Consider the following 21,572-nt stretch of genomic DNA (forward strand, 5'->3'; position numbering starts at 1 on the left):
GCGGGCTTAGCGCTGCCTCAGGGCCCATCGATGGAGGCGGGCAGGCACGTCCACGTCCCGGATGGAATTACGCCTGAAGGCGGCGAACCAGCAAACCAGGATTGCCACAGCGCAGAACACACCCGCGCTGGACGCCATGATCCAAAGCCCGGGTGTCTGGACGTTGAGGTCAGCGGACCCCAGCGCCAGGCCGATGGTCTTGGGCGAAGAGAAGAACACCAGCGTCGATACCGCGAGAACTGCGCCCATCACCATCCGCTGGGTCCTGTAACGGGCAGGCGTTTCCTTGATGGTCCATGCGAATGCCGGCAGGACCACGGCCATCCAGACCCAGTGGTGGGACCATGAGACCGGGCTGATGAGCAACATGGCAAGTGCCGTCGTCGAAATTGCCGTCACGCGTGCGCCTTGGACGCTGGCGGCCCTGATAAGCAACGCAGCCAGGACAATGGTGGCAAGGCTCAAAGCGAGCCAAGGCACGGTCACAGCATCGTGTGGAACACCGAAGTGCAAGAGGGCACCCTTGATGGAGAGGTTGTCGACGTACCCCGCGCCGCCAATACGTGATGTGTCGGGGAGGATTTCCAGCCAGAACTGCAGGGATTCTGCGGGTCGCAACAGCCAGCCGAGCAGCACCGTGCCAGCGAAACCGATGGACATGTTCACCAGTCCACGCCAGTCCTTGCGCATCAGGAAGTACAAGCCAAAGACCAGCGGCGTCAGTTTGATGCCGGCGGCGACACCCACCAGGAAGCCGCTGCTCCGGAAGCCGCGGCGTTTGGAGAAACCGCCCAGCAGGTCGATGACCATCAGGCCCATGAGCAGGATGTTGATCTGCCCGAACGCCAGGGTTTCGCGCCACGGCCCCAGGAGCAGGACCGCCAGGAACAAGCCAGCTGCTACCCAGCAGCTCTTGGTGGAGGCGAGCGCGCTGCGCAGGTCAGGCTTGGACGACCAGTACCTGACGATCGTGACAGCTACCCACGCAGCCAGGGCCACACCGGCAATGTTGAACAGCATGAGCGCGGCAGTTTGTGGCAATCGCGCCAGCAACCCGAAGACAAGGGCTGCGAAGGGCGGGTAGGTAAACGGGAGGTGCGGCCCGCCGGCAGAAGCGACGCTGGGACCGTAGAGGTCCGAAGGCGAACCGCCTGCCTGGTTCAGGATGCTCCCGCCGAACCAGTAGACGCTGAAGTCCAGGCCCTGCTTGGCCCAGTCCGCGAGCATCATCCAGACGGGAACCACTACCACGGCCAGTGGCAACAAACGCAGCAATACCGAGGATCGTGGTTCATCTTTGCGCGGCGTTGCGGCATCCGCCGTGGTCCGTAAATCGACGTCAGGCAGTGCCATGCAAATTCCCCCAAGATAACCGAACAGCAACGGGGGAAGTGTGCGACCCCCGCACCCATACTACTGAGGCACTCCCCCGGTCTGCCTGCCATGTGCGACAGCACACATGCCGGCGGCCGTAGGATGCTGGCATGAGCGATTCAACGACGAACACCTCCGACGTCCTGGCCCTCGACTCACTGCTGACCGCGGACGAGCTTGAACTCCGCGAAAAGGTCCGCGACTTCACTGCCCACCGCATCCGGCCAAACATCGCCCGCTGGTACGAGGACGCAGTTTTCCCGCGTGATATCGCTCCCGAGTTGGGCGAGCTCGGCGTCCTGGGTATGCACTTGGAGGGTTATGGCTGTCCCGGCCGGACCGCCGTCGAATATGGTGTGGCAGCGATGGAACTGGAGGCCGGCGACTCCGGGATCCGCACCTTCGTTTCCGTGCAGGGCTCACTCGCCATGACAGCTATCCATAAGTGGGGCTCGGAGGCGCAGAAGCGGCAGTGGCTTCCACGCATGGCGGCCGGCGAGCTGATTGGATGCTTTGCCCTGACGGAACCGACAGCGGGTTCGGATCCTTCGTCCATGACGACCTTTGCCCGCGAAACGTCCGACGGTTGGGTCCTGGACGGTGCCAAGCGGTGGATCGGGCTCGCGTCGATTGCTGACGTCATGGTGGTGTGGGCCAACACTGAGGACGGTATCCGCGGCTTCCTGGTTGCCGCTGGAACCCCCGGGGTAGCGGCAACACCGATCGAGCCAAAGCTATCCATGCGCGCCTCCGTTCAGTGCGATGTGACGTTCGACGACGTGCGGCTGGGTCCAGATGCCATCCTCCCGGGTGCCATGGGACTTCGGGGACCATTCTCCTGCCTGAACGAGGCGCGCTACGGAATCGCGTGGGGTGCCATGGGAGCCGCACGCGACTCCTACGAAGCTGCGTTGGACTACGCAGGCAACCGGCTCCAGTTCGGACGCCCGTTGGCGGGCTACCAACTGACGCAGGAGAAACTGGTGAACATGCTGGTGGAAATCCAGAAGGGCACCATGCTGGCCCTGCACCTGGGCCGCCTGAAGGATGCCGGACACCTTCAGCCACAGCAGATTTCCCTGGGCAAGCTGAACAACGTCCGCGAGGCCATCAAGATCGCCCGCGAAGCGCGGACCATCCTCGGCGGGAACGGCGTCACCCTCGACTACTCACCCCTGCGGCATGCCAGCAACCTGGAATCCGTGCGGACCTATGAAGGCACGGACGAGGTCCACACCCTGATCCTGGGCCAACACATCACAGGCATGGGGGCTTTTCGCGGCTAACGCACCCAACCAGGTAGCAGCACATGTCGGTTTGGGCCCCCAACGGGACATGTGCTGTCACCTGGTTGGGTCAGGCCTCGGGGAGGACCAGGAGCTTGAAATAGCCGCGCAGGCCCTTGACCACATCCACGTCGTCGGGAGCCAGCAACCACTGGGTCTGGAGCCCGTCCCACAAGGCAACCAACGACATGGAAGCTTCATCAGGATCAACTCCGGGGCGGAGCCTGCCCTCGGCCGCCAGTTCAGCGAAGCGGCGGCCGTAGCTCCTCCGCAAGCGTTGGTAGCGCTCCGTGAAGTACTCCCGACCCGGGTGGCCATCAGTGACGGACTCGGCGCAGAGCACCGTGTACAGCTCGATGACGCCCGGAATGTCCTCGTTGAAGAGCGCTGTCCGGATCACGGAGTCCACCAGGCCTTCCTCCATGTCATCGGGGAATGAGCCGCCGGTGATTTCATCGCGGCGCTTCAGGACTGCCATGAGGAGGTCGCTCTTGGACGGGAAGTAGTGCAGCAGGCTTGTCTGGCTCAGGCCTACGCGATCGGCAACATCCTGCAGGGATCCCCCGCGGTAACCACGGGCAGCGAACACCGCATGGGCAGCGTCGAGGATGGTCCGACGCCGTTCCTCGGATTTCGCGTACGGGCCCCGCCTCGCTGCGCGGCCCACGTCCTTTGTGGTCATGGCTAGACAGTGTACATGCGTGTTACATCCTCGAATATGAAATTCGAGTAAGTACTCGAATTTTCTGTTACCGTGGTCACACTTGCCGCTGCCGGGACCCACGAATCCGCGCGCCGGCATAGTCAACCTGACACGAAGAGGTGAAGGCTCATGACCCGTTTCACGCGAAGACAACTCCTGGGCGCAGGCCTGGGTACAGCAGCCATGGGCCTGCTGGCCGGGTGCGCTACTCCAGGAACCCAGTCCGTCAACGCTGCCCCAACCATCCCCGCTGCCGGCGGGCCTGTGCGGCTCACCTACTGGGCTTGGCTCAAGGATTTCCAGAACGTTGCCGACATCTGGAATGCCGCCAACCCGAACATCCAGGTGGACGTGGTGTGGATTCCAGGCGGCAATGCCGGCGGATACCAGAAGCTCTACTCGGCCCTCGCTGCAGGCGGCGGACCGGACCTCGCCCAGGTTGAACTACGCTCCATTCCCGAGTTCATGCTGGTCAACGGGCTGGTGGATCTCTCCCGCTACGGTGCCGACCAGCACGCGCACCTTTACGACCCCACGCTGTGGAAGCAAGTCAGCTACACGGGCGGAATCTACGGCATCCCCCAGGACTCCGGGCCAATGGGCATGTTCTACCAGCCCGCCATCATGGACAAAGTGGGCGCAAGCACCCCGGAAACCTGGGATGAATGGGCCAGCGTTGCCACGGAGCTAAGGGCGGTTGACACCTATCTGGACTGCTTCCCCATCAGCGATGCCTCGCCGTTCGCTTCGTTTGCCGCACAGGCCGGGGCCGCCTGGTTCCGTCCCGAAGAGGACGGCTGGGTCATCAACATGACCGACGACGCCACGCTGAACACCGCGCGTTTCTTCGACAAAGCGATCGACGACGACCTCGTCACCACCGCGTATGGCGCCTTTTCGCCGGGCTGGTTCGCTGCGGCAGGCAAGGGCGGCATTGCCTCGACCATTACCGGAAGCTGGGGCGATGCCCTGGTTCAGGGCGTCAGCGGCTCCGAGGGAAAATGGCGGGTTGCGCCCATGCCCACGTGGGGCGGTACCGGGTTCGGTTCCACCTACCTTGGCGGTTCCACGGCTGCTGTCCTCGCCAACAGCAAGCACCCCAAGGAAGCCCTCGAGTTTGCCGTGTGGCTGACCACATCCAAGGAGGGAATCGACGCCGAGATCAAGAACAGCGGCATCGGCTGGTCCCCCAATCCCGACTTCATCGGATCGGACCGCCAACAACCGTCGGCGTTCTTCGGCGCTCAGCGCTACAACGAGGAAGTCTTCGTCCCTGCCACTCAGCAGCAGAACCCTGACTGGTCCTGGTGGCCGGTGACGCAGCAGTCCTTCAACATCCTCAGCGACGGTTTCCGCAAGAAGGCGTTTGGGACCTCGTTGGTGGATTCCATAGCCGCCTCGGAACAGCAGATCATCACCGTTTTCAAGAACAAGGGCCTCACCATCCGGAAGGAAACGGCATGACGACTACCCGCACTGCACCCACTGTGCAGCGTCCCGCTACAGCGGCCCGGAGTGGCAAACGTACGGGTGCTGCCGGACGCGCACCCTGGCTCCTGCTGGCACCGTTCCTGGGGCTCTTCATCCTCACGTTCCTGCTCCCAATTGTTGTGGCCATCATGTCCAGCTTCACCAAGGTGACGCGCAGCGGCCTGTTCGGCGAAGCCGGCGTGACCAGTGAGTTCGCCGGTTTCAGCAACTACGCCCAAGCATTGGCAGACGGCAGCTTCGTCGCCTCGATTGGCCGCATGCTGCTGTTCGGCATCGTCCAGGTGCCCGTCATGATTGTCCTATGCACCGCGTTGGCACTCATGCTGGAATCGGCCTCGGCAAAGTGGCCGGGTTTCTTCCGCGCCGCCTATTTCCTCCCGTACGGTGTGCCCGGCGTCATCGCCACCATCCTGTGGTCCTTCTTGTACGTGCCCGGACTCAGCCCACTGTTCGACGCAGCCAAGATCGTAGGCCTGACGCCCGATTTCCTGGGTGCCAACAGCGTGCTGTGGTCAATCGCCAACATCGTCACGTGGAGCTACACGGGCTACAACATGCTGATCATCGTGGCGCAGCTCAAAGCCATCCCGGTGGAACTCTACGAGGCCGCCAAGGTGGACGGGGCCTCCACGTGGCGCGTGGCCCGCAGCATCCAGCTCCCCCTGATCCGCCCGGCCCTCATGCTCACTACTGTCTTCTCCATCATTGGAACCCTCCAGCTCTTCGCCGAGGCCCAGGTCCTCAAGACTGTAGCCCCTGCCATCGACAGCCAATACACGCCGAACCTCAGCGCCTACACCACGGCCTTCGCCTATAACGACTACAACGTCGCAGCAGCCCAGTCGGTCATCATCGCCGTGGCCGCGTTCGCCCTGTCCTTCGCCTTCCTCGCACTGACGAACAGGAAGTCATCATGACCGTCACAGCCACGAAACCAACCACCGCACCGGTACGCAGCAAGCCTTCTTCCGGTCCGGACCGCTCAGCCGGACGACGACGGTCATCCACCATCATCGTCACCGCACTTTTGGTGGTGGTGGCCCTGTACTTCCTGATTCCCGTGTACTGGGTCTTCGTTGCCTCCACCAAGTCCACGGCGGATCTCTTCTCCACCAACGGCTTTTGGTTCGCGCCAACGTTCTCCTTGTGGGAAAACATCGGCCGGGTAGTCAGTTACGACAACGGCATCTTCGGCCGCTGGTTCCTGAACTCCGCGATCTATGCCGGCGTTGGTGCGCTCCTGGCCACGTATTTCGCTGCCGCTGGAGGCTACGCACTGGCCAAGTACGAATTCCGTGGCCGGAATCTGGTCTTCGGCACCATCCTGGGTGGCGTGCTGGTTCCCGGCACGGCCACGGCGTTGCCCCTCTTCCTGCTGTTCAGCCAGATGGGCCTGGCCAACACATACTGGAGCGTCCTGTTGCCATCGCTGGTCTCGCCGTTCGGCCTGTTCCTGTGCAGGATCTACGCGCAGGCCACCGTGGACACCTCGCTGATCGAGGCCGCCAGGATCGACGGCGCCGGCGAACTCCGTATCTTCCACACCATCGGGCTCAAAGTACTGACCCCGGCACTGGTGACCGTTTTCCTGTTCCAGCTGGTGGGTATTTGGAACAACTACTTCCTGCCGCTGGTCATGCTCTCCGACTCAGAGCTCTACCCCATCACCCTGGGGCTGAATAACTGGCTGAGCCAGGTTGACCGCTTGCCCGAATTCTATGAACTGACCACCGGTGGAGTGTTGCTCTCCATCATTCCGCTCAGCATCGCCATGGTTGTCCTGCAGCGCTTCTGGCGCGGCGGACTGACAGAAGGAGCCGTTAAATAATGTCCGACGCCAGCTACATCACAGACACCGGACCGGGATCCGGGAACCGCCTCCCGGCCCGCTCCTGGCTGCACACAGATGCTCCGACCCTCTCCCTGAATGGACAGTGGCGTTTCCGGCTCCTCCCGGGCGCACCGGGAACCCCGGGCGGCCGCGGTGTCCTCCCTGCGGGCGAGGCAATCGAAGGCATCGCTGAGGAGACCCTGGACGATTCCGCGTGGGACCGGATTCCCGTTCCGGCGCACTGGGTCCTGGAGGGCGACGGTAACTACGGACGGCCCATCTACACCAACGTCCAATTCCCGTTCCCCACTGATGCTCCCCACGTCCCGGACGATAACCCCACAGGCGACTACCGCCGGAGCTTTGAGGTACCGGAACACTGGAGCGCCGCCGGGAAGACAATCCTGCGTTTTGACGGCGTCGAATCCCGGTACAAAGTGTGGGTCAACGGCCTTGAGATCGGCGTTGGCACGGGCAGCCGGCTGGCACAGGAATTTGATGTCACCGAAGCAATCCGTCCAGGACACAATGTGCTCGCGGTCCGCGTTCACCAGTGGTCAGCCTCCAGCTACGTCGAGGACCAGGACCAGTGGTGGATGCCGGGCATCTTTCGGGACGTCACGCTCCAAGCACGTCCGGAAAAGGGCATCGACGACGTCTGGCTGAGGACATCCTTCGCCAATGGCGCGGGCACCATCGACCCCGAAATCACGGCCGATGCAGCCGCCTACCCCATCCGGTTGTCCGTCCCCGAGCTGGACGTCGACGTCGTATGGTCCTCCCCTGCCGACGTCGCCCCGGTGGCGATCACCGCCGTCGAACCCTGGTCCGCGGAGGTTCCGCGTCTGTACAACGCGACGGTGGCAAGCGAAGGCGAGACCATCTCCCTGCGCCTGGGATTCCGCACGGTGGAGATCAAGGGCGACCAGTTCCTGGTGAACGGCCGGCGCGTGGTGTTCCACGGCGTGAACCGCCATGAAACGCATCCGGACCGCGGCAGGGTCTTCGATGAGGACTTCGCCCGGGCCGACCTTGCCCTGATGAAGCAGTTCAACGTCAACGCCATCCGCACCAGCCACTACCCGCCGCACCCCCGTTTGCTGGACATCGCCGACGAGATGGGCTTCTGGGTGATCCTGGAATGCGACTTGGAAACGCATGGCTTCGAACGGCATGGCTGGGTGGGCAATCCCAGCGACGACCCCGCCTGGCGCGAAGCATATGTGGACCGGATGGAGCGCACGATGGAACGGGACAAGAACCACCCGTCCATCGTCATGTGGTCCCTCGGAAACGAGTCCGGCACAGGTTCCAACCTGGCTGCCATGTCCGCATGGGCCCACGCCCGTGACACCGGCCGGCCCGTCCATTACGAAGGCGATTACACCGGCGCTTACACGGATGTCTACTCGCGCATGTACTCCTCCGTTCCTGAGACTGAGGCGATTGGCCGCGACGATTCCGGCTCGCTTTTGCTGGGCTGCTCCGCGGCAGAGTCCGCACGGCAGCGCACCAAACCGTTCATCCTGTGCGAATACGTTCATGCCATGGGCAACGGTCCGGGCGCGATCGACCAATACGAGGACCTGGTGGACCGCTTCCCGCGGCTGCACGGCGGGTTTGTCTGGGAGTGGCGGGACCACGGTATCCGCACCACCACCGCCGATGGCACGGAGTTCTACGCCTACGGCGGCGACTTCGGCGAGGTTGTCCACGACGGCAACTTCGTGATGGACGGCATGGTCCTGTCGGACTCCACGCCGAGCCCGGGGCTCTTTGAGTACAAGCAGATCGTCGCTCCCCTGCGCCTGAATTTCAGTGCGGAGACGCACGACGGCGGCACTCGCCGCTTCGTCTCCGTCGCCAACCTGCGGCACACGGCCGATGCGTCCGACGTCGTGCTGCGCTGGCGCACCGAGGTGGACGGCCTTGTGCAGGTCGCCGGAGAGCTCGACGTCGTCACGTCAGCGGGCACGCCCCTGGCCGCCGGCGATACGACCCTGATCGAACTGCCGGAGTTCGCGGGCGCGGCATCCGGTGAGTACTGGCTCACGGTTGAGGCCGCCCTGGGTAAGGACACTGCGTGGGCCGAGGCCGGGCATGTGATCTCCGCGGCGCAGCTGGATCTGACCGAAACCCGTCCCCTGAGGGGACCCCGTCCCCTGGCATCATCCGAACGTAAAGCCGACATTGCGGAAGGCACCGTCTCGCTGGGCCCCGCCGTCTTCGAGGACGGCCGGTTGGCCTCCCTTGCCGGGCTTTCGGTATCCGGACCGCGGCTGGAGTTGTGGCGGGCACCCACGGATAACGACGCCGGGGCTGGCCGCGGCAGCTACGACCTCGCCGATCCATGGCTCAACAACGGCAACGGAACGCCTGCCCCGTCCATGGAATCAGTGTGGCGTGCTGCTGGCCTGGACCGGATCACCGCCCGGGTTGAGAAGGTTTCCGCCGACGAAACCGGCGTGGTGGTCCACACCCGCTACGCCGCCGCCGACGCCGCCCGTTGGGTCTCTGTGGAGGAGAACTGGCAACTGTCCGGCGGCGAATTGTGGCTTCGTGTGGAGATTGTTCCCAGCACCGGCTGGGACATGATCTGGCCACGCATCGGCGTCCGATTCGATCTGCCGGGCTCCGTGGACGGAGCTTCATGGTTCGGCGCCGGGCCCCGTGAATCGTACCCGGACAGCATGCACGCGACGCTGGTGGGCAGGTATTCGGCAGGCATTGACGAGCTCACGGTGCCCTACGCCAAGCCACAGGAATCGGGTCACCGGAGTGCTGTGCGGTCGCTTGACCTGCAGCAGGCAGGTACTCCTTGGCTGAAACTCGACGCCGCCCCTGACTCCGGTGGCCGCCTGCCGGGCTTCACTCTCGCCCGGCACACGGCACAGGAAATCTCAGCAGCCGGCCACCCGCATGAGTTGGCGGCGAGCCAAGGTAGTTACCTGTACCTCGACGCCGCCCAGCACGGCCTCGGATCCAGGGCTTGCGGACCGGACGTGTGGCCGGACCATGCACTGCGCCCTGAGGCCCGTACCCTGACGTTCCGGATCACCGAAGCGGGCTAGGACTCCCGTTGTCGGGCCCGCTATGCGCGCTTTCAGGCACAAATAGCGCGCAGAGTGGGCCCCGCAACCGGCCTCAGGCAACGTCTCATCAGGCGACCGCGACCGGTTCCTTCTTCGCTGCGTCCTTACGAATGGTGGCGCTGATGACTGCGGCCACTGTGCACATGGCTGCGGCTCCGAGCCAGGCGTAGTTGTAGTGCCCGGTGGCGTCGCGAATGAAGCCGGCGGCGAGTGCGGCTGCCGCGGCGCCGAGTTGGTGGGCAGCGAACACCCAGCCGAACACCACGGAACCGTCAGCGCCGAACACTGAGCGGCAGATCGCCGCAGTCGGAGGCACGGTGGCAACCCAGTCGAGCCCGTACACCACTACGAAGATGATCATGCTCGGCTCTACGGATGAGCCCAGCAGCAACGGCAGGACCAGCAGCCCGATCCCACGGAACTGGTAGTACACGGCCAACAGGATCTTGGGGTTGAAGCGGTCGGTCAGCCAACCGGATGCGATGGTCCCCACGATGTCGAAGATTCCGACGACGGCCAACAAGCCTGCCGCCGTGGTTTCGGGCATTCCGTGATCGTGGGCGGAAGGTATGAAGTGTGTCCCGATAAGCCCGTTGGTGGTGGCTCCACAAATGGCGAAGCCTGCGGCCAATGCCCAGAACGTCCGGACCTTGGCCGCCCGCTTGAGGACCTGCATGGCACGGATCGCGGCATTGGCGGAGTCCTTCGGAGCAGACGACGCAACCGCAGCGTCAGGCTTGCCTGCCGACGTCGCGGGTGATCCGGCGTCGGCGGCCTTCACCTCAGGTGCCTCGGCGCCGTACGGCAAGACCCCGACGTCGGCCGGTGAGTTCCGCAGCCAGCGCAGCACCAGCGGGACAACCGCGAGCGCACCCGCGGCGATAAGCAAGGAGGCGCCCCGCCAGCCCGGGTTCTGGGCCAGGGCGGCAATGAAGGGAAGGAACACCAGCTGCCCGGCGGCACTGCCGGCAGTCAGGATCCCGATCACCAGCCCACGGCTCTTGGCGAACCAGGTGTTGGCGATGGTGGCCGCGAAGACCAGGGCCATGGAGCCCGTACCGAGTCCGATCAGGAGCCCCCAGGTCAGCAGGATCTGCCAGGACTGGTTCACGAAGACAGTGAGGGCCGAGCCCAGGCCGATGAGGCACAACGCGAGCGAGGTGACCTTGCGGATGCCGAAGCGCTCCATGAGGGCCGCCGCGAAGGGTGCGGTCAAGCCGAAGAGGACCAGGTTGATACTGACGGCAAGCGACAACACCGTGGTGGACCAGCCGAATTCCTGCTGCAGCGGGACCATGAGCACGCCGGGCGCTGCACGGAAACCGGCTGCTCCCACGAGGGCAAGGAACGCCACCGCGGCGACAATCCAGGCCGGATGCAGTCGCCGTCGTTTGCCGGTGGGAGCGCCGGTTGTTCCGGGCGGTGTCCCTGTGACGTCGGGAGCGGTCATGCGGAGATCTCCGTTTCAATGGTGCGTGTGTTCTGTGGCGCGATGGCCAACGGCAGTGGATGGTCGCTGCGTTTGAAGCTGTGCCAACTGGTGTTGGCGGCCGTCAGCCGCGTCCCGCAATGGGTGCAGGTGTCTGCCGAGGACGTGGCCTGCCCGCAGTCCGTGTGGATGACCCTCATGTGGGACACCTCGTTGGGTGCATCCAAGTGCTTTTCGGCCCAGATAATGATGGCGTTGAGGACAGGCAACGCGTCCTCGCCTTTGGGCGTGAGGATGTACTCCTGCCGTACGCGGCTGCCGTCCTGGTAGGGGCGCTGGGCCAGGAGGCCGGACTCGAGCAACCATCCCAGCCGCTTGCTGAGGACGTTGTCCGCAACCTCGAGGCGCTTTTTGATCGCATCGTATCGGCCGTTGCCGAAGAAGATTTCCCGCAGGACCAGGCTCCCCCAGGGATCGCCAAGGACGTCGAGGCCGCGGGCAAGGCTGCACGTACGGGCGGACCAGTCGGAACGAAGAGGCATGCGGTCAACGTAGATGACTTTTCTAAAGAAAGCTACGTTGTTTCTGCTTCCCGGCCTTGTTTGACGCCGGCGGGACGCTACATCCAAGTAGCGCCCCGGAAAAGACGAGTATCCCCACGGGCTTCCCAACAGCCAAGGTGTTCCTACAATCGAAGTGTCTGGGGATTCTGAATATCCGTTCCGGCTTTCCTAGCGGATCCACTCCCGCTTGGAGTTCCCATGGCTCTGCAGGGCGATCCACAATTGCACATTCCCCCAGCGTCGGAATCACCCTCCCGCTTCAGGTGGGCAGTGCCGGGCGTCACCCTCAAGGCCCTTGTGGTGGCTGGAACCATGGTTGCGGCCATCGCCATGACCCCGCAGCTCCCGGGCATCGATTTGCCGCAACCTGCCGATCCGTCCGCTGCCAGCGACTCCATGCCCTTCGCGCGCCAGGCTTCACCCGCCGTCGTCAGCCCAACCGTGGAATCGGCCGCACCGGCCCCGCCGCCTCCAGCCGGGCCACCCGCCGAAGCACCTGAACCGCCACCGGCCGCACCGGCCCCACCCGCCGTCGTGGTTCCCCCCGCAGAGGCGGCCCCGCAACCCCCGGTCAACGAGCCCCAGCCAGGGCAGCCCGGATGGACCATCCATGTAGCCGGTGCCGGAGGACAGGACCTGGTGGATGCCTGCATCGGCCCGGTCCACTTCACGCCCACCGACGCCTACTCGCTTTTCATCACTGAGCACGACTACTGCGGCGGGTGGGCACGGTTCTCGGGCATCACCGTGGGCCAAACAGTCACCCTGGCCGGCTACGGAACGTACACCGTGGACGCGCTTGGGCAGGTCCCGTTGGGCGGCACCACAGATCACGTCTCGGCAGTTTTCGGCGGCTTTCCCAAAGCAGTGCTGCAGACCTGCATCCCTGGCACCAGCCGGATGCTGGTCATCGCGCTGAACTAGCAACGACAAACGAAAAGTGTGATCTACGCGACACACCCCACCGGTTTGCCCTGGTTTCATCGGAGGTTAACTCGGGGTGCCTAAGCTTGCCCGGTCTACTCTGACCACGAAAGGCTCCCTTGAATGTCCTCGAATACTCCTGAAATGGTTAATCGTTCAACCGAATCGACCGGACTCTCGCGCCGCGGTTTCCTCGGCACCGCCGCTGCAGCGACGGCGCTTGCAGCCACCGGGTCACTGCTCCCACCCTCCGTGCAGGCCGCGATGGCCAAGCCGGTGCCGCCGGGAAGCCTGAAGTCCATCAAGCACGTGATCATCCTGATGCAGGAAAACCGCTCGTTCGATCACTACTTCGGATCGCTGCGTGGCGTCCGGGGATACGGCGACAAGGCCGTCACCCGTTTGCCCAACGGCAAGTCCATGTTCGAGCAGCCCCGGGCCACCGGCGAGACCGTCCTGCCATTCTCGCTCCGCAAGGCCGCGGAACTTGCCGGCAGGCCCGGTTCCGATATCCAGTACCTCGGCGATTTGGACCACTCCTTCAACGGAACCACCACGGCCTGGAACAACGGCTGGTGCGACAAGTGGATTCCTGCCAAGAGCGCATCCACCATGACGTTCTACGAGCGCCAGGACATCCCGCTGCAGTACGAACTCGCGGACACCTTCACCATCTGCGATGCCTACCACTGCTCCGTCAACGGGTCCACGAACCCCAACCGCAACTACCTCTGGAGCGGAACCACGGGCACTGAGCCAGCCAGCACCAAGCGTGCCGTCACGAACGCCGCCTACGGCTACGACCACGGAGGCTACAACTGGACCACTTACCCTGAGCGCCTGGAACAGTCGGGGGTCTCGTGGAAGATCTACCAGGACTGGGACAACTTCACGGACAACGCCGTGGAGTACTTCCAGACCTTCAAGGCAATCGGCCGCAAGATGCTCGCATCGGTGGAGGGAAACCTGCGCACCACCGAGGAGTTTTACGACTCGATCAAGGGCAAGGCGCCCGCTGAGCAGGACCGCCTTCTTGCCCAATTGGAGCAGGGTCGCGCCGCCCTCACAGACGCGGAAAGGTCCCTGTTCGATAAAGCCATGTGGCGTGGCCGTCCCGAGACCCTCCTGCAACGCCTCAGCGCAGATATCAAGGATGGCACCTTGCCGCAGGTCAGCTGGCTGGTGCCGTCCGCAGCCGATTCCGAACACCCCGGCGCTTCCACACCAGTGGGCAGCGCGAACTTCGTCTACCGCCTGCTGGACACCGTCGCGAGCAACCCGGACACATGGGACAGCACCGCGATCTTCCTGAACTTCGACGAGAACGACGGCTACTTCGACCACGTCCCGCCGCCTGTCCAGCCGCGTCCGGCATCAGGCGAGTCCACTGACTGGACCACATCCCGGCCCATCGGCCTTGGCCCCCGCGTGCCCATGACGGTGGTCTCGCCCTGGACAGTGGGCGGCTACGTCAGTTCGGAAGTCTTCGACCACACATCCGTGCTTCGCTTCCTGGAGCGCTGGACCGGCGTTGAGGAACCGAATATTTCTCCATGGCGCCGGGAAGTCTGCGGCGACCTGACCGGTGTGTTCAACTTCGCCTCCCCCGGCACGCCACCGGTTCTCGACCACCCCGCCGCGGTACCCGCCAAAATCAGCCGCTGGCGCCCGAACCCTCCGGCGGTCCAGGTGGCCCCGATCCAGGAAACCGGCAGCCGCCCGGCCCGGCCTCTCCCCTACCGTCCACAAGTCTCGGCTGCAGTAAAACCGGGCAGGATTGCCCTGGCGCTGACCAACAAAGGAACCAGTTCCACCCACTTCACCGTGTACGGCTACGCGGGCGAGGTCACCGAACCCAGGCACGCGGACGTCCTCGGCAGCCAGGAGATGGAACTTCCGCTGGCCTCCGGCGCCTTCGACGTCGTCGTCACCGGCCCCAACCGGTACCACTACGAACTGAAGGGCACGACGGCGGGCGCTGCGTCCGGCGTCGACGTCACCGTTACTGGACGCCGCGGCAAGAAGGCCGTGGAACTGGAGTTGAGCAACAACGGCGCTGCAACGGTCAACGTAAAGCTGGAGTCACTGCAGTACGCGGTCACCAACCAAACCGTGAAGCTCAAGGCGGGCCACACCAGGAAGATCGGCTGGGACACCGTGGAGGGTTGGTACGACCTTCAGCTCACCTCGGCCGATGACGCGTCGTTCAGGCGGCGTCTGACCGGGCGTGAGGAAGACGGCCGGGAGGGCATCTCAGGCTAGGCGCCGTAACGGATCCGGCCCTTGTCCGCACCATGCACCGTATAGCGGTTAGGTGGGCGGACAAGGGCCGGATTGGTTGGCATGATTCGATGCGTGGGCTTATTTCCTGGTTCGTGAAGGATGATATGCCAGGGCCCAATAGACCAGCATGGCGATCCCGCACACCACGCCCAGGCTGGAAATCATGAGCTGCCACTGGGTCTGCGGATCCTTGCCCCACTCGGCAGCACCGGCCCACACGGCCAGGTTCTTGGGGGTCATGAAGAACGCGACGGTGGAGCACGCCACAATGGCCCAGCCGGCGGTGCGCATCCGACCGGAACGCGAAGGGACCCGATGCATGGCGAACGCCATGCTGGGCAGGGCAACAGCAACCCACACCCAGTGATGGGACCACGAGACAGGGCTGATCAGGAGCATCAGGATGGCGGTGGCTGATACTGCGATGAAGTTCTCGTCAGCGTCCACGGCCCACTTGATGATGAGCCCCGCAAGGATCACCAGCCCCAGGGACAGGACCATCCAGACAACGTTGGTGAGGGAGGAGTCAGGCATGCCAAAGTGCAGCAGCAGCCCCTTGACCGAGAGGTTGTCCACGTACGCGGGTCCACCGATGCGGCCGGTGTCGGGCAGTATCTTGGTCCAGAAATCCACGGAAGCCTGCGGCAGCACAGCCCAAGCCAAGGCAATGGAGCCAAAGAAGCCCACGGCCATCCAGCCCAAGGCCTTGAAGTCGCGGCGAACCAGGAAATACAGCCCAAAGGCCAGCGGAGTGAGTTTCACCCCGGCAGCCAAACCAATCAGGAGGCCTGCGGGCCACCGGATAGCACCTGCCCGAGCCTTACCGTACAGGGCGAAATCCGCCAGGATCACGCCCATCAGGATGATGTTGATCTGCCCAAAGACGAATGTGTCCCGCCAGGGCCCCAGGAGCAAAATCGCCCCGGTTCCCACCAAAGCCGTTGTCCGGAAGCGGTAGTCGGCAAACGCCTCCCGCCAGGTCTTCACACCGAAATAGTGCCTTGCCAGCCACGCGGCCACCACAGCGGCACCCACCAAGGCAACGACGATGAACACGAGGCTGCTGGCAAAGAAGCCCATGGCCGCAAGACCGGTAAAAAGCAGCGCAGCAAAGGGCGGGTAGGTGAACGGCAGGCCCTCCCGCACCGCGTAGAGATCCCCACCTTCCAGGACCTTGCCGCCGCCGTAGAAGTAGACCTCGAAGTCGTTCAAGGCCGGCTGGTAGTCGGTGTAGAGGAACCACACGGCCACAGCGAGGGTCAGTGCACCGGCGATCGTGAGGATCCAGCCCCGCTGCCTGGTGGGGGCCACGGTCTGTGAAGGAGAAGCCACAGTGTCAGCCGTTGCTGATCTTCGCGAAGGCCTGCTCAAGGTCGGCAATCAGGTCCTCGGCTTCCTCGATGCCGCAGGAGAGGCGCAGGAGGTTGACCGGGACGGCAAGCTCGGTGCCTTTGACAGAGGCGTGGGTCATTTCCGACGGGTAGTTCATGAGGGATTCAATGCCGCCCAGGGATTCCGCCAGGGTGAAGACCGAGGTGGACTCTGCAACCGTGCGCGCGGCTGCCTCGCCGCCCTTGAACTGAACGGACACCATCCCGCCGAACTTCTTCATTTGCTTGGCAGCGAGCTCGTGGCCCGGGTGGTCAGGGAGGCCCGGGTACAGCACTGCTTCCACCTCGGGACGCTGCAGCAGCCATTCAGCAACGGCCTGGCCGTTCTCGCTATGGCGATCCATGCGGACGCCCAGGGTCTTGAGCCCGCGGGTGGTGAGGAACGCATCCATGGGACCGGAGACCGCACCCACGGCGAACTGGATGAAGCCGATCTTCTCCGCGAGCTCAGCGTCCTTCACCACAATGGCGCCACCCACAACGTCGGAGTGTCCGCCGATGTACTTGGTGGTGGAGTGGACCACCACGTCCGCGCCCAAAGCGAGCGGAGTCTGCAAGTAGGGCGAAGCGAAGGTGTTGTCGACCACCAGGAGGGCACCGGCGTCGTGCGCTACGGCGGCGAGTGCCTCGATGTCGGTGATCTTCATCATCGGGTTGGATGGCGTCTCCACCCAGACGATGCGGGTGTTGTTCGCAGCGACTGCGGCAGCCACGGCGTCCAGGTCCGACATGTCCACGGGGGTGTTGCCGATGCCCCAGTCTCCCAGGACACGGTTGATGAGGCGGTAGGTTCCGCCATAGGCGTCGTTGCCCAGGACAATGTGGTCCCCGGGGCGGGCGATTGCGCGGATGAGCGAGTCTTCGGCAGCGAGGCCTGAGCCGAAGGAGAACGCTGCCGTGCCACCCTCAAGGGCGGCAAGTTGCTCCTGGAGGGCGTCGCGCGTCGGGTTGCCGCCACGTCCGTACTCGTAACCGGAACGCAGGTTGCCGATGCCGTCCTGGGCGTACGTGGAGCTGAAGTGCAGCGGCGGCACCACAGCGCCGGTCCGCGGTTCGAAGGCCTGTCCGGCGTGGACGGCACGTGTGTTGAACCCGGCGTTGTGGGTGGCAGACATGGATGCTCCTCTTGGTTCATTCAAAGTGGGATCGGTCAACGGTTGGATCGGGCGCCGGCTGGATCGGGCGCCGGCTTGAATGGGGCGCAGGGCGCCTAGTTGCTCAGGTATGCCAGAAGGTCGTGGCGCGTCAGGATGCCCACGGGGGCGCCGGCGAAGGTCACCATGACGGTATCGACGTCGGACAGCAGCTCGCGCGCGGCGGAAATGGTTTCCAGTGAGCCGATCACGGGCAGGCGCTCACCCATGTGTTCGGAGATTTTGTCCATCAGCTTCGCTTCGCCGCGGAACAGCTTACTGGTGAGGCTACGCTCGTCCACGGCACCCACGACCTCGCCCATCACGACCGGCGGCTCCTGGGAGAGCACCGGGATGTGGGAGACGCCGAATTCGTTCATGATGTTGATGACGTCACGGACAGACTCGTTCGGGTGGATGTGGACCAGGTCCGGCATCTCCCCCGTCTTGGACTTGAGGACCTCGCCCACCGAAGACTCTTCGCCGCCGGAGAGGAAGCCGTAGGAGCGCATCCACTGGTCATTGAAGATCTTGGCCAGGTAGCCGCGACCGGAATCCGGGAGGATCACCACCATCACAGCGGACTCGTCCAAGTCCTTGGCAGCCTGCAGGGCCGCAACAACAGCCATGCCGGACGAGCCGCCCACCAGGAGGCCTTCCTCGCGGGCAAGCCGGCGCGTCATGGAGAAGGAGTCGGCATCGGACACGGCGATAACGTCGTCAGGCACGGAAGGATCGTAGTTGTCGGGCCACATGTCCTCACCCACGCCCTCAACGAAGTAGGGCCGGCCGCTTCCGCCTGAGTAGACCGAACCTTCCGGGTCCGCACCGATGATCTTGACCCGGCCGCCGTCGGACTCTGCACGGTCAGCTGAGACCTGCTTGAGGTAGCGGCCTGTGCCGGTAATCGTGCCGCCGGTTCCGGCGCCGATGACCACGTGCGTGACCTTGCCGTCGGTGTCCTGCCAGATTTCAGGGCCAGTGGACTCGAAGTGGCTGCCGGGGGCGGCGGGGTTTGAGAATTGGTCCGGCTTGAAGGCGCCCGGGATCTCGCTGACCAGGCGATCGGAAACGCCGTAGTAGCTTTGCGGGCTGTCCGGAGCCACGGACGTGGGTGTGACCACTACCTCGGCACCGTACGCCTGCAGGACGGCGCGCTTGTCCTCTCCCACTTTGTCCGGCACTACGAAAATGCACTTGTAGCCCTTTTGCTGGGCCACCAGCGCCAATCCCACTCCGGTGTTGCCCGACGTCGGCTCAACGATGGTTCCGCCCGGCTTGAGCCGACCGTCCTTTTCCGCATCCTCGATCATCTTCACGGCGATCCTGTCCTTGATGGATCCGCCGGGATTGACGTATTCGAGCTTGACCAGGACGGTGGCTTTGATCCCGTCCGTTACGTGGTTGAGCTTGATGAGCGGCGTATTGCCGATGAGGTCCAACACGGACTGGGCGTACTTCATAGGTACAAAGTTACCGCCTGCCCGCAGTGGGGCTTGCTTCTGTCCCCTACCAGGCGGGCCGGGTCCGGGTGCCCGCAGGGCCGGGCGCGGACTAGGTTCCAGCGGAGGTGTCGGTCTGCCACACCCCCAGGACGTTGCCCTCAGTGTCCTTGAAATAGGCATACCAGCCCATGGTGGGGACGGCGTCCTTGGCCTGGACAACGCTGCCGCCGGCGGACTCCACCTGCTCAAGGGCTGCGTCGATGTCCTCCACGTCGATGGTCAGGATGGGGGTCTTCAGGGCGTCCGTCCGTGGGAACAGGGCGCCGTTGATGGCTCCTGGTTCCTTGGGCGTCCCGGTTTGTTCGTCCGAGGGTGCGGTCAGGGCGATGGTGTAGTCCATCCCCTGCATGGGGCTCAGGTTCCAGCCGAACGTGCTCGCATAGAATGCGTTGGCCCTGTCCTTGTCGTCCGTCGGAATCTCGAAATGCACTATTGCGGCCACGATTCGCGCTCCTTGTACCTGGGATATGGCGCGGCCCACCCACGCCACATCAGGGAGTCTAGCCCTGGCCGGCTGCTGCCGTAAGGGGTTGATTGAGCTCATTGTCAGCCGGGCGTGGGACCATGAAAACATGACCATCGCAGACGCCCCGCCCGTTGTTGCGGCCGCGGCAGATGCAGCCGTCAGGTGGCATCCGGGCGGTTCCTTCCGTTTGGACCAGACCATGTTTCCGCTGATGCGCGGCAACGCGGATCCTTCCTTCGCGGCACACCACAATGGCTTCTGGATGGCGTTCACTACTCCCTCGGGCCCCGTGACTCTCCGCCTCTCGGCAGGCGGTTTGGGCGCCGATTCCTTCGTGGACGCACAAGCCTGGGGACCCGGAGCAGCGGATGCCATTGCCGGAGTGCCGAGGCTCCTGGGCGCCGATGACGATTGGTCCGCGTTCGACGAGCCCACGTTCCATGCCACCCTCCCGCGCCGTGTCACTGAAGCACGACGCCGGAACCTCGCTCTGCGGCTGCCCTCCACCGGGCGGGTGGTTGATTCACTGGTGCCCACCATTTTGGAGCAAAAGGTCACCACTTTGGAGGCACGTCGGGGCTATCGGTACCTGATGTACCGCTATGGAACGCCAGGGCCGGGCAGGGCTCCTGCTGGACTCCTCGTTCCTCCCACCGCCAGGCAGTGGCTGGCCATTCCGTCCTGGGAATGGCACAAGGCCGGGGTTGGACCACAGCGTTCGGCCACGGTGATGCGGGCGCTGCAGTCCGCCGTCGCTCTTGAACGGCTGGCCGGGGTGGACTCAGCCCAGGCCGGTGCGAAGCTGCAGACTATTCCTGGAATCGGCATCTGGACAGCTGCCGAAGTTGTCCAGCGGACTCATGGCTGCCCGGATTCAATCTCCGTGGGCGACTACCACCTGGCCTCGTACGTGGGCTATGCCTTGACCGGTCAAAAGACCGACGACGCCGGCATGCTCCAACTCCTGGAGCCGTGGCGCGGGCAGAGGCAGCGGCTGGTCAGGATGCTGTATCTGAGCGGCTTCCGGAAACCCACGTTCGGCCCACGAATGACCGTTCAGGATCACCGCGGCCACTGACCTTTTAAAGCAACGCGGGGTCAGATACGGCCCATCCTGGCTCCATCTTTGGGCCGTAAGTGACCCCGGGTTGCTTAGGGCGCACGCAGCTTCGCTTTCTTGATTCTCCCGATCGCTCCAGCAAAGCCATCGGCCAGATCGTCGGCATTGAGCTTGAAGTAGCTCCACCCCGCGCTTAGAAATGCCTCATCCCGCCGATTATCGCGCGATTGTTGCTGCCTCGTCAGGTGGTGCGCTCCGTCGTACTGGACCGCAATCCGGAAACGTCGGTATCCAAGATCGGCCGCAGGTGACATGGGGTCCGTCGGGTTAAGCCGCAATTGCAGTTCCGGTTCGGGCAGTCCGGCGTCCCTCATGGCCAGTCTCAAGAATGTCTCGGGATACGAATCGGCACCCACCTGCATTTCTTCGAGTGCGAGCCTTGCCTTCTCCACCCCCTGAAGATTGGGGTGTTGTCGTATCAGCAGGTGCAGTCCGGAGAGGTGGGCGTAGGGCTCCGTACGAAACTCCAACGACGGGCGTGGCCGCCTGATCAACTGGTCCCCCATGGCAATCACATAATTGAGGGGAAGAACGCGGGCCAGGTCCAGCCACGTCCGGGGACGCACCGATACTGGAATTCCGTCCAAGTCCATAACTTCCCCGGGATGAACACGGACGCGGTGCCCGGTTACTCCGGAACGGCGGACCCTTGGAAGGGTGTGCGGTTTGCTGAGGTGAATGGACTTTCCGCCATCCATCCACGGAGGGAGCCCCAAACCCGTAAGGATTGCCGCAGTTTCGTGGGAAATCCATGCTCCCGGTGTTGCCTCCGTAAGCACCCGGGCGCGTTCAACCAAGTCGAGGGGTCTCCCCTTTGGCACGTGAATCAACCGGCCGCCGTCGGAGAGGTCCTTCGCCCTCAGCCTCTTGGCCGGGATGCCAAGCTCGCGTGATTCGTAGGTGGTGAACGCCCGGTACCGGAGTCCCTCGGGCAGCGGGTTGATACGGACCATGCCTTCAAGTCTGTCGGCGCAGCGCGGC

17 protein-coding genes are annotated in these 21,572 nt (G+C 64.0%); 8 read left to right on the plus strand and 9 right to left on the minus strand.

The genetic code is table 11. The features are described 5' to 3' along the window. Positions 1-6 precede the first annotated feature (6 nt). Complete coding sequence (locus J3D46_RS21500) at positions 7-1,353, minus strand: glycosyltransferase 87 family protein (protein WP_253468740.1); 1,347 nt, start codon at positions 1,351-1,353, stop codon at positions 7-9. Between the two features lie 131 nt (positions 1,354-1,484). On the opposite strand from J3D46_RS21500, the gene J3D46_RS21505 reads away from it, so the two are divergent. Beyond that, positions 1,485-2,660: an acyl-CoA dehydrogenase family protein gene (locus tag J3D46_RS21505; RefSeq protein WP_253468742.1), complete on the plus strand. Its 1,176-nt coding sequence runs from the start codon at positions 1,485-1,487 to the stop codon at positions 2,658-2,660. A gap of 70 nt (positions 2,661-2,730) precedes the next feature. On the opposite strand, the gene J3D46_RS21510 is transcribed toward J3D46_RS21505, so the two are convergent. Further along, positions 2,731-3,342 carry a TetR/AcrR family transcriptional regulator gene (locus tag J3D46_RS21510; protein ID WP_231339798.1) on the minus strand — a complete coding sequence of 204 codons (612 nt, stop codon included), beginning with the start codon at positions 3,340-3,342 and terminating at the stop codon, positions 2,731-2,733. A 150-nt stretch (positions 3,343-3,492) separates the two neighbouring features. Here J3D46_RS21510 and J3D46_RS21515 point away from each other — a divergent pair, with 150 nt between their 5' ends. From J3D46_RS21515 to J3D46_RS21530, 4 genes are read left to right on the plus strand one after another with little or no spacing between them, the layout of a single operon-like run. Continuing rightward, positions 3,493-4,827, plus strand: coding sequence for an ABC transporter substrate-binding protein (locus J3D46_RS21515; protein ID WP_253468744.1), 1,335 nt, complete (start codon positions 3,493-3,495; stop codon positions 4,825-4,827). Beyond that, entirely contained in the window at positions 4,824-5,771 is a 948-nt protein-coding gene (locus tag J3D46_RS21520; protein WP_231339796.1) for a carbohydrate ABC transporter permease, read from the plus strand. Before J3D46_RS21515 ends, J3D46_RS21520 begins: the two co-directional genes overlap by 4 nt. After that, positions 5,768-6,682, plus strand: a complete 915-nt coding sequence (locus tag J3D46_RS21525) for a carbohydrate ABC transporter permease (protein WP_231339795.1) — start codon at positions 5,768-5,770, stop codon at positions 6,680-6,682. The genes J3D46_RS21520 and J3D46_RS21525 overlap by 4 nt, the downstream gene beginning before the upstream one ends. Beyond that, on the plus strand, positions 6,682-9,756 hold the full coding sequence (locus J3D46_RS21530; protein WP_253468746.1) for a glycoside hydrolase family 2 TIM barrel-domain containing protein: 3,075 nt from the start codon (positions 6,682-6,684) through the stop codon (positions 9,754-9,756). The genes J3D46_RS21525 and J3D46_RS21530 overlap by 1 nt, the downstream gene beginning before the upstream one ends. A gap of 88 nt (positions 9,757-9,844) precedes the next feature. On the opposite strand, the gene J3D46_RS21535 is transcribed toward J3D46_RS21530, so the two are convergent. Further along, complete coding sequence (locus tag J3D46_RS21535; protein ID WP_253468748.1) at positions 9,845-11,227, minus strand: MFS transporter; 1,383 nt, start codon at positions 11,225-11,227, stop codon at positions 9,845-9,847. Next, entirely contained in the window at positions 11,224-11,748 is a 525-nt protein-coding gene (locus tag J3D46_RS21540; protein WP_253468750.1) for a helix-turn-helix domain-containing protein, read from the minus strand. The genes J3D46_RS21535 and J3D46_RS21540 overlap by 4 nt, the downstream gene beginning before the upstream one ends. Positions 11,749-11,967: 219 nt before the next feature. On the opposite strand from J3D46_RS21540, the gene J3D46_RS21545 reads away from it, so the two are divergent. Further along, positions 11,968-12,693 carry a hypothetical protein gene (locus tag J3D46_RS21545; protein WP_253468752.1) on the plus strand — a complete coding sequence of 242 codons (726 nt, stop codon included), beginning with the start codon at positions 11,968-11,970 and terminating at the stop codon, positions 12,691-12,693. Positions 12,694-12,837: 144 nt separating this feature from the next. Then, entirely contained in the window at positions 12,838-14,955 is a 2,118-nt protein-coding gene (locus tag J3D46_RS21550; RefSeq protein WP_253468754.1) for a phosphocholine-specific phospholipase C, read from the plus strand. Between the two features lie 99 nt (positions 14,956-15,054). Here the strand turns inward: J3D46_RS21550 and J3D46_RS21555 are convergent, their stop codons facing one another. From J3D46_RS21555 to J3D46_RS21570, 4 genes are all read right to left on the minus strand, one after another. Beyond that, positions 15,055-16,308: a glycosyltransferase 87 family protein gene (locus tag J3D46_RS21555; protein ID WP_231340734.1), complete on the minus strand. Its 1,254-nt coding sequence runs from the start codon at positions 16,306-16,308 to the stop codon at positions 15,055-15,057. 4 nt (positions 16,309-16,312) lie between these two features. Beyond that, positions 16,313-17,482 (minus strand): cystathionine gamma-synthase, encoded by a 1,170-nt coding sequence (locus tag J3D46_RS21560; protein ID WP_253468756.1) that lies wholly within the window; start codon positions 17,480-17,482, stop codon positions 16,313-16,315. 95 nt (positions 17,483-17,577) lie between these two features. After that, entirely contained in the window at positions 17,578-18,963 is a 1,386-nt protein-coding gene (locus J3D46_RS21565) for a cystathionine beta-synthase (protein ID WP_231340732.1), read from the minus strand. Positions 18,964-19,054: 91 nt separating this feature from the next. Further along, the gene (locus J3D46_RS21570; RefSeq protein WP_253468758.1) at positions 19,055-19,447 is read right to left on the minus strand and encodes a VOC family protein; all 393 of its coding nucleotides are present in this window, start codon (positions 19,445-19,447) and stop codon (positions 19,055-19,057) included. A 130-nt stretch (positions 19,448-19,577) separates the two neighbouring features. Between J3D46_RS21570 and J3D46_RS21575 the strand changes: the two genes are divergently transcribed. After that, positions 19,578-20,549 carry a DNA-3-methyladenine glycosylase gene (locus J3D46_RS21575; RefSeq protein ID WP_253468760.1) on the plus strand — a complete coding sequence of 324 codons (972 nt, stop codon included), beginning with the start codon at positions 19,578-19,580 and terminating at the stop codon, positions 20,547-20,549. A gap of 74 nt (positions 20,550-20,623) precedes the next feature. On the opposite strand, the gene J3D46_RS21580 is transcribed toward J3D46_RS21575, so the two are convergent. Continuing rightward, the gene (locus J3D46_RS21580; protein WP_253468762.1) at positions 20,624-21,544 is read right to left on the minus strand and encodes a hypothetical protein; all 921 of its coding nucleotides are present in this window, start codon (positions 21,542-21,544) and stop codon (positions 20,624-20,626) included. Positions 21,545-21,572 lie beyond the last annotated feature (28 nt).

This window comes from Paenarthrobacter sp. A20 (assembly GCF_024168825.1).
Classification (GTDB): domain Bacteria; phylum Actinomycetota; class Actinomycetes; order Actinomycetales; family Micrococcaceae; genus Arthrobacter.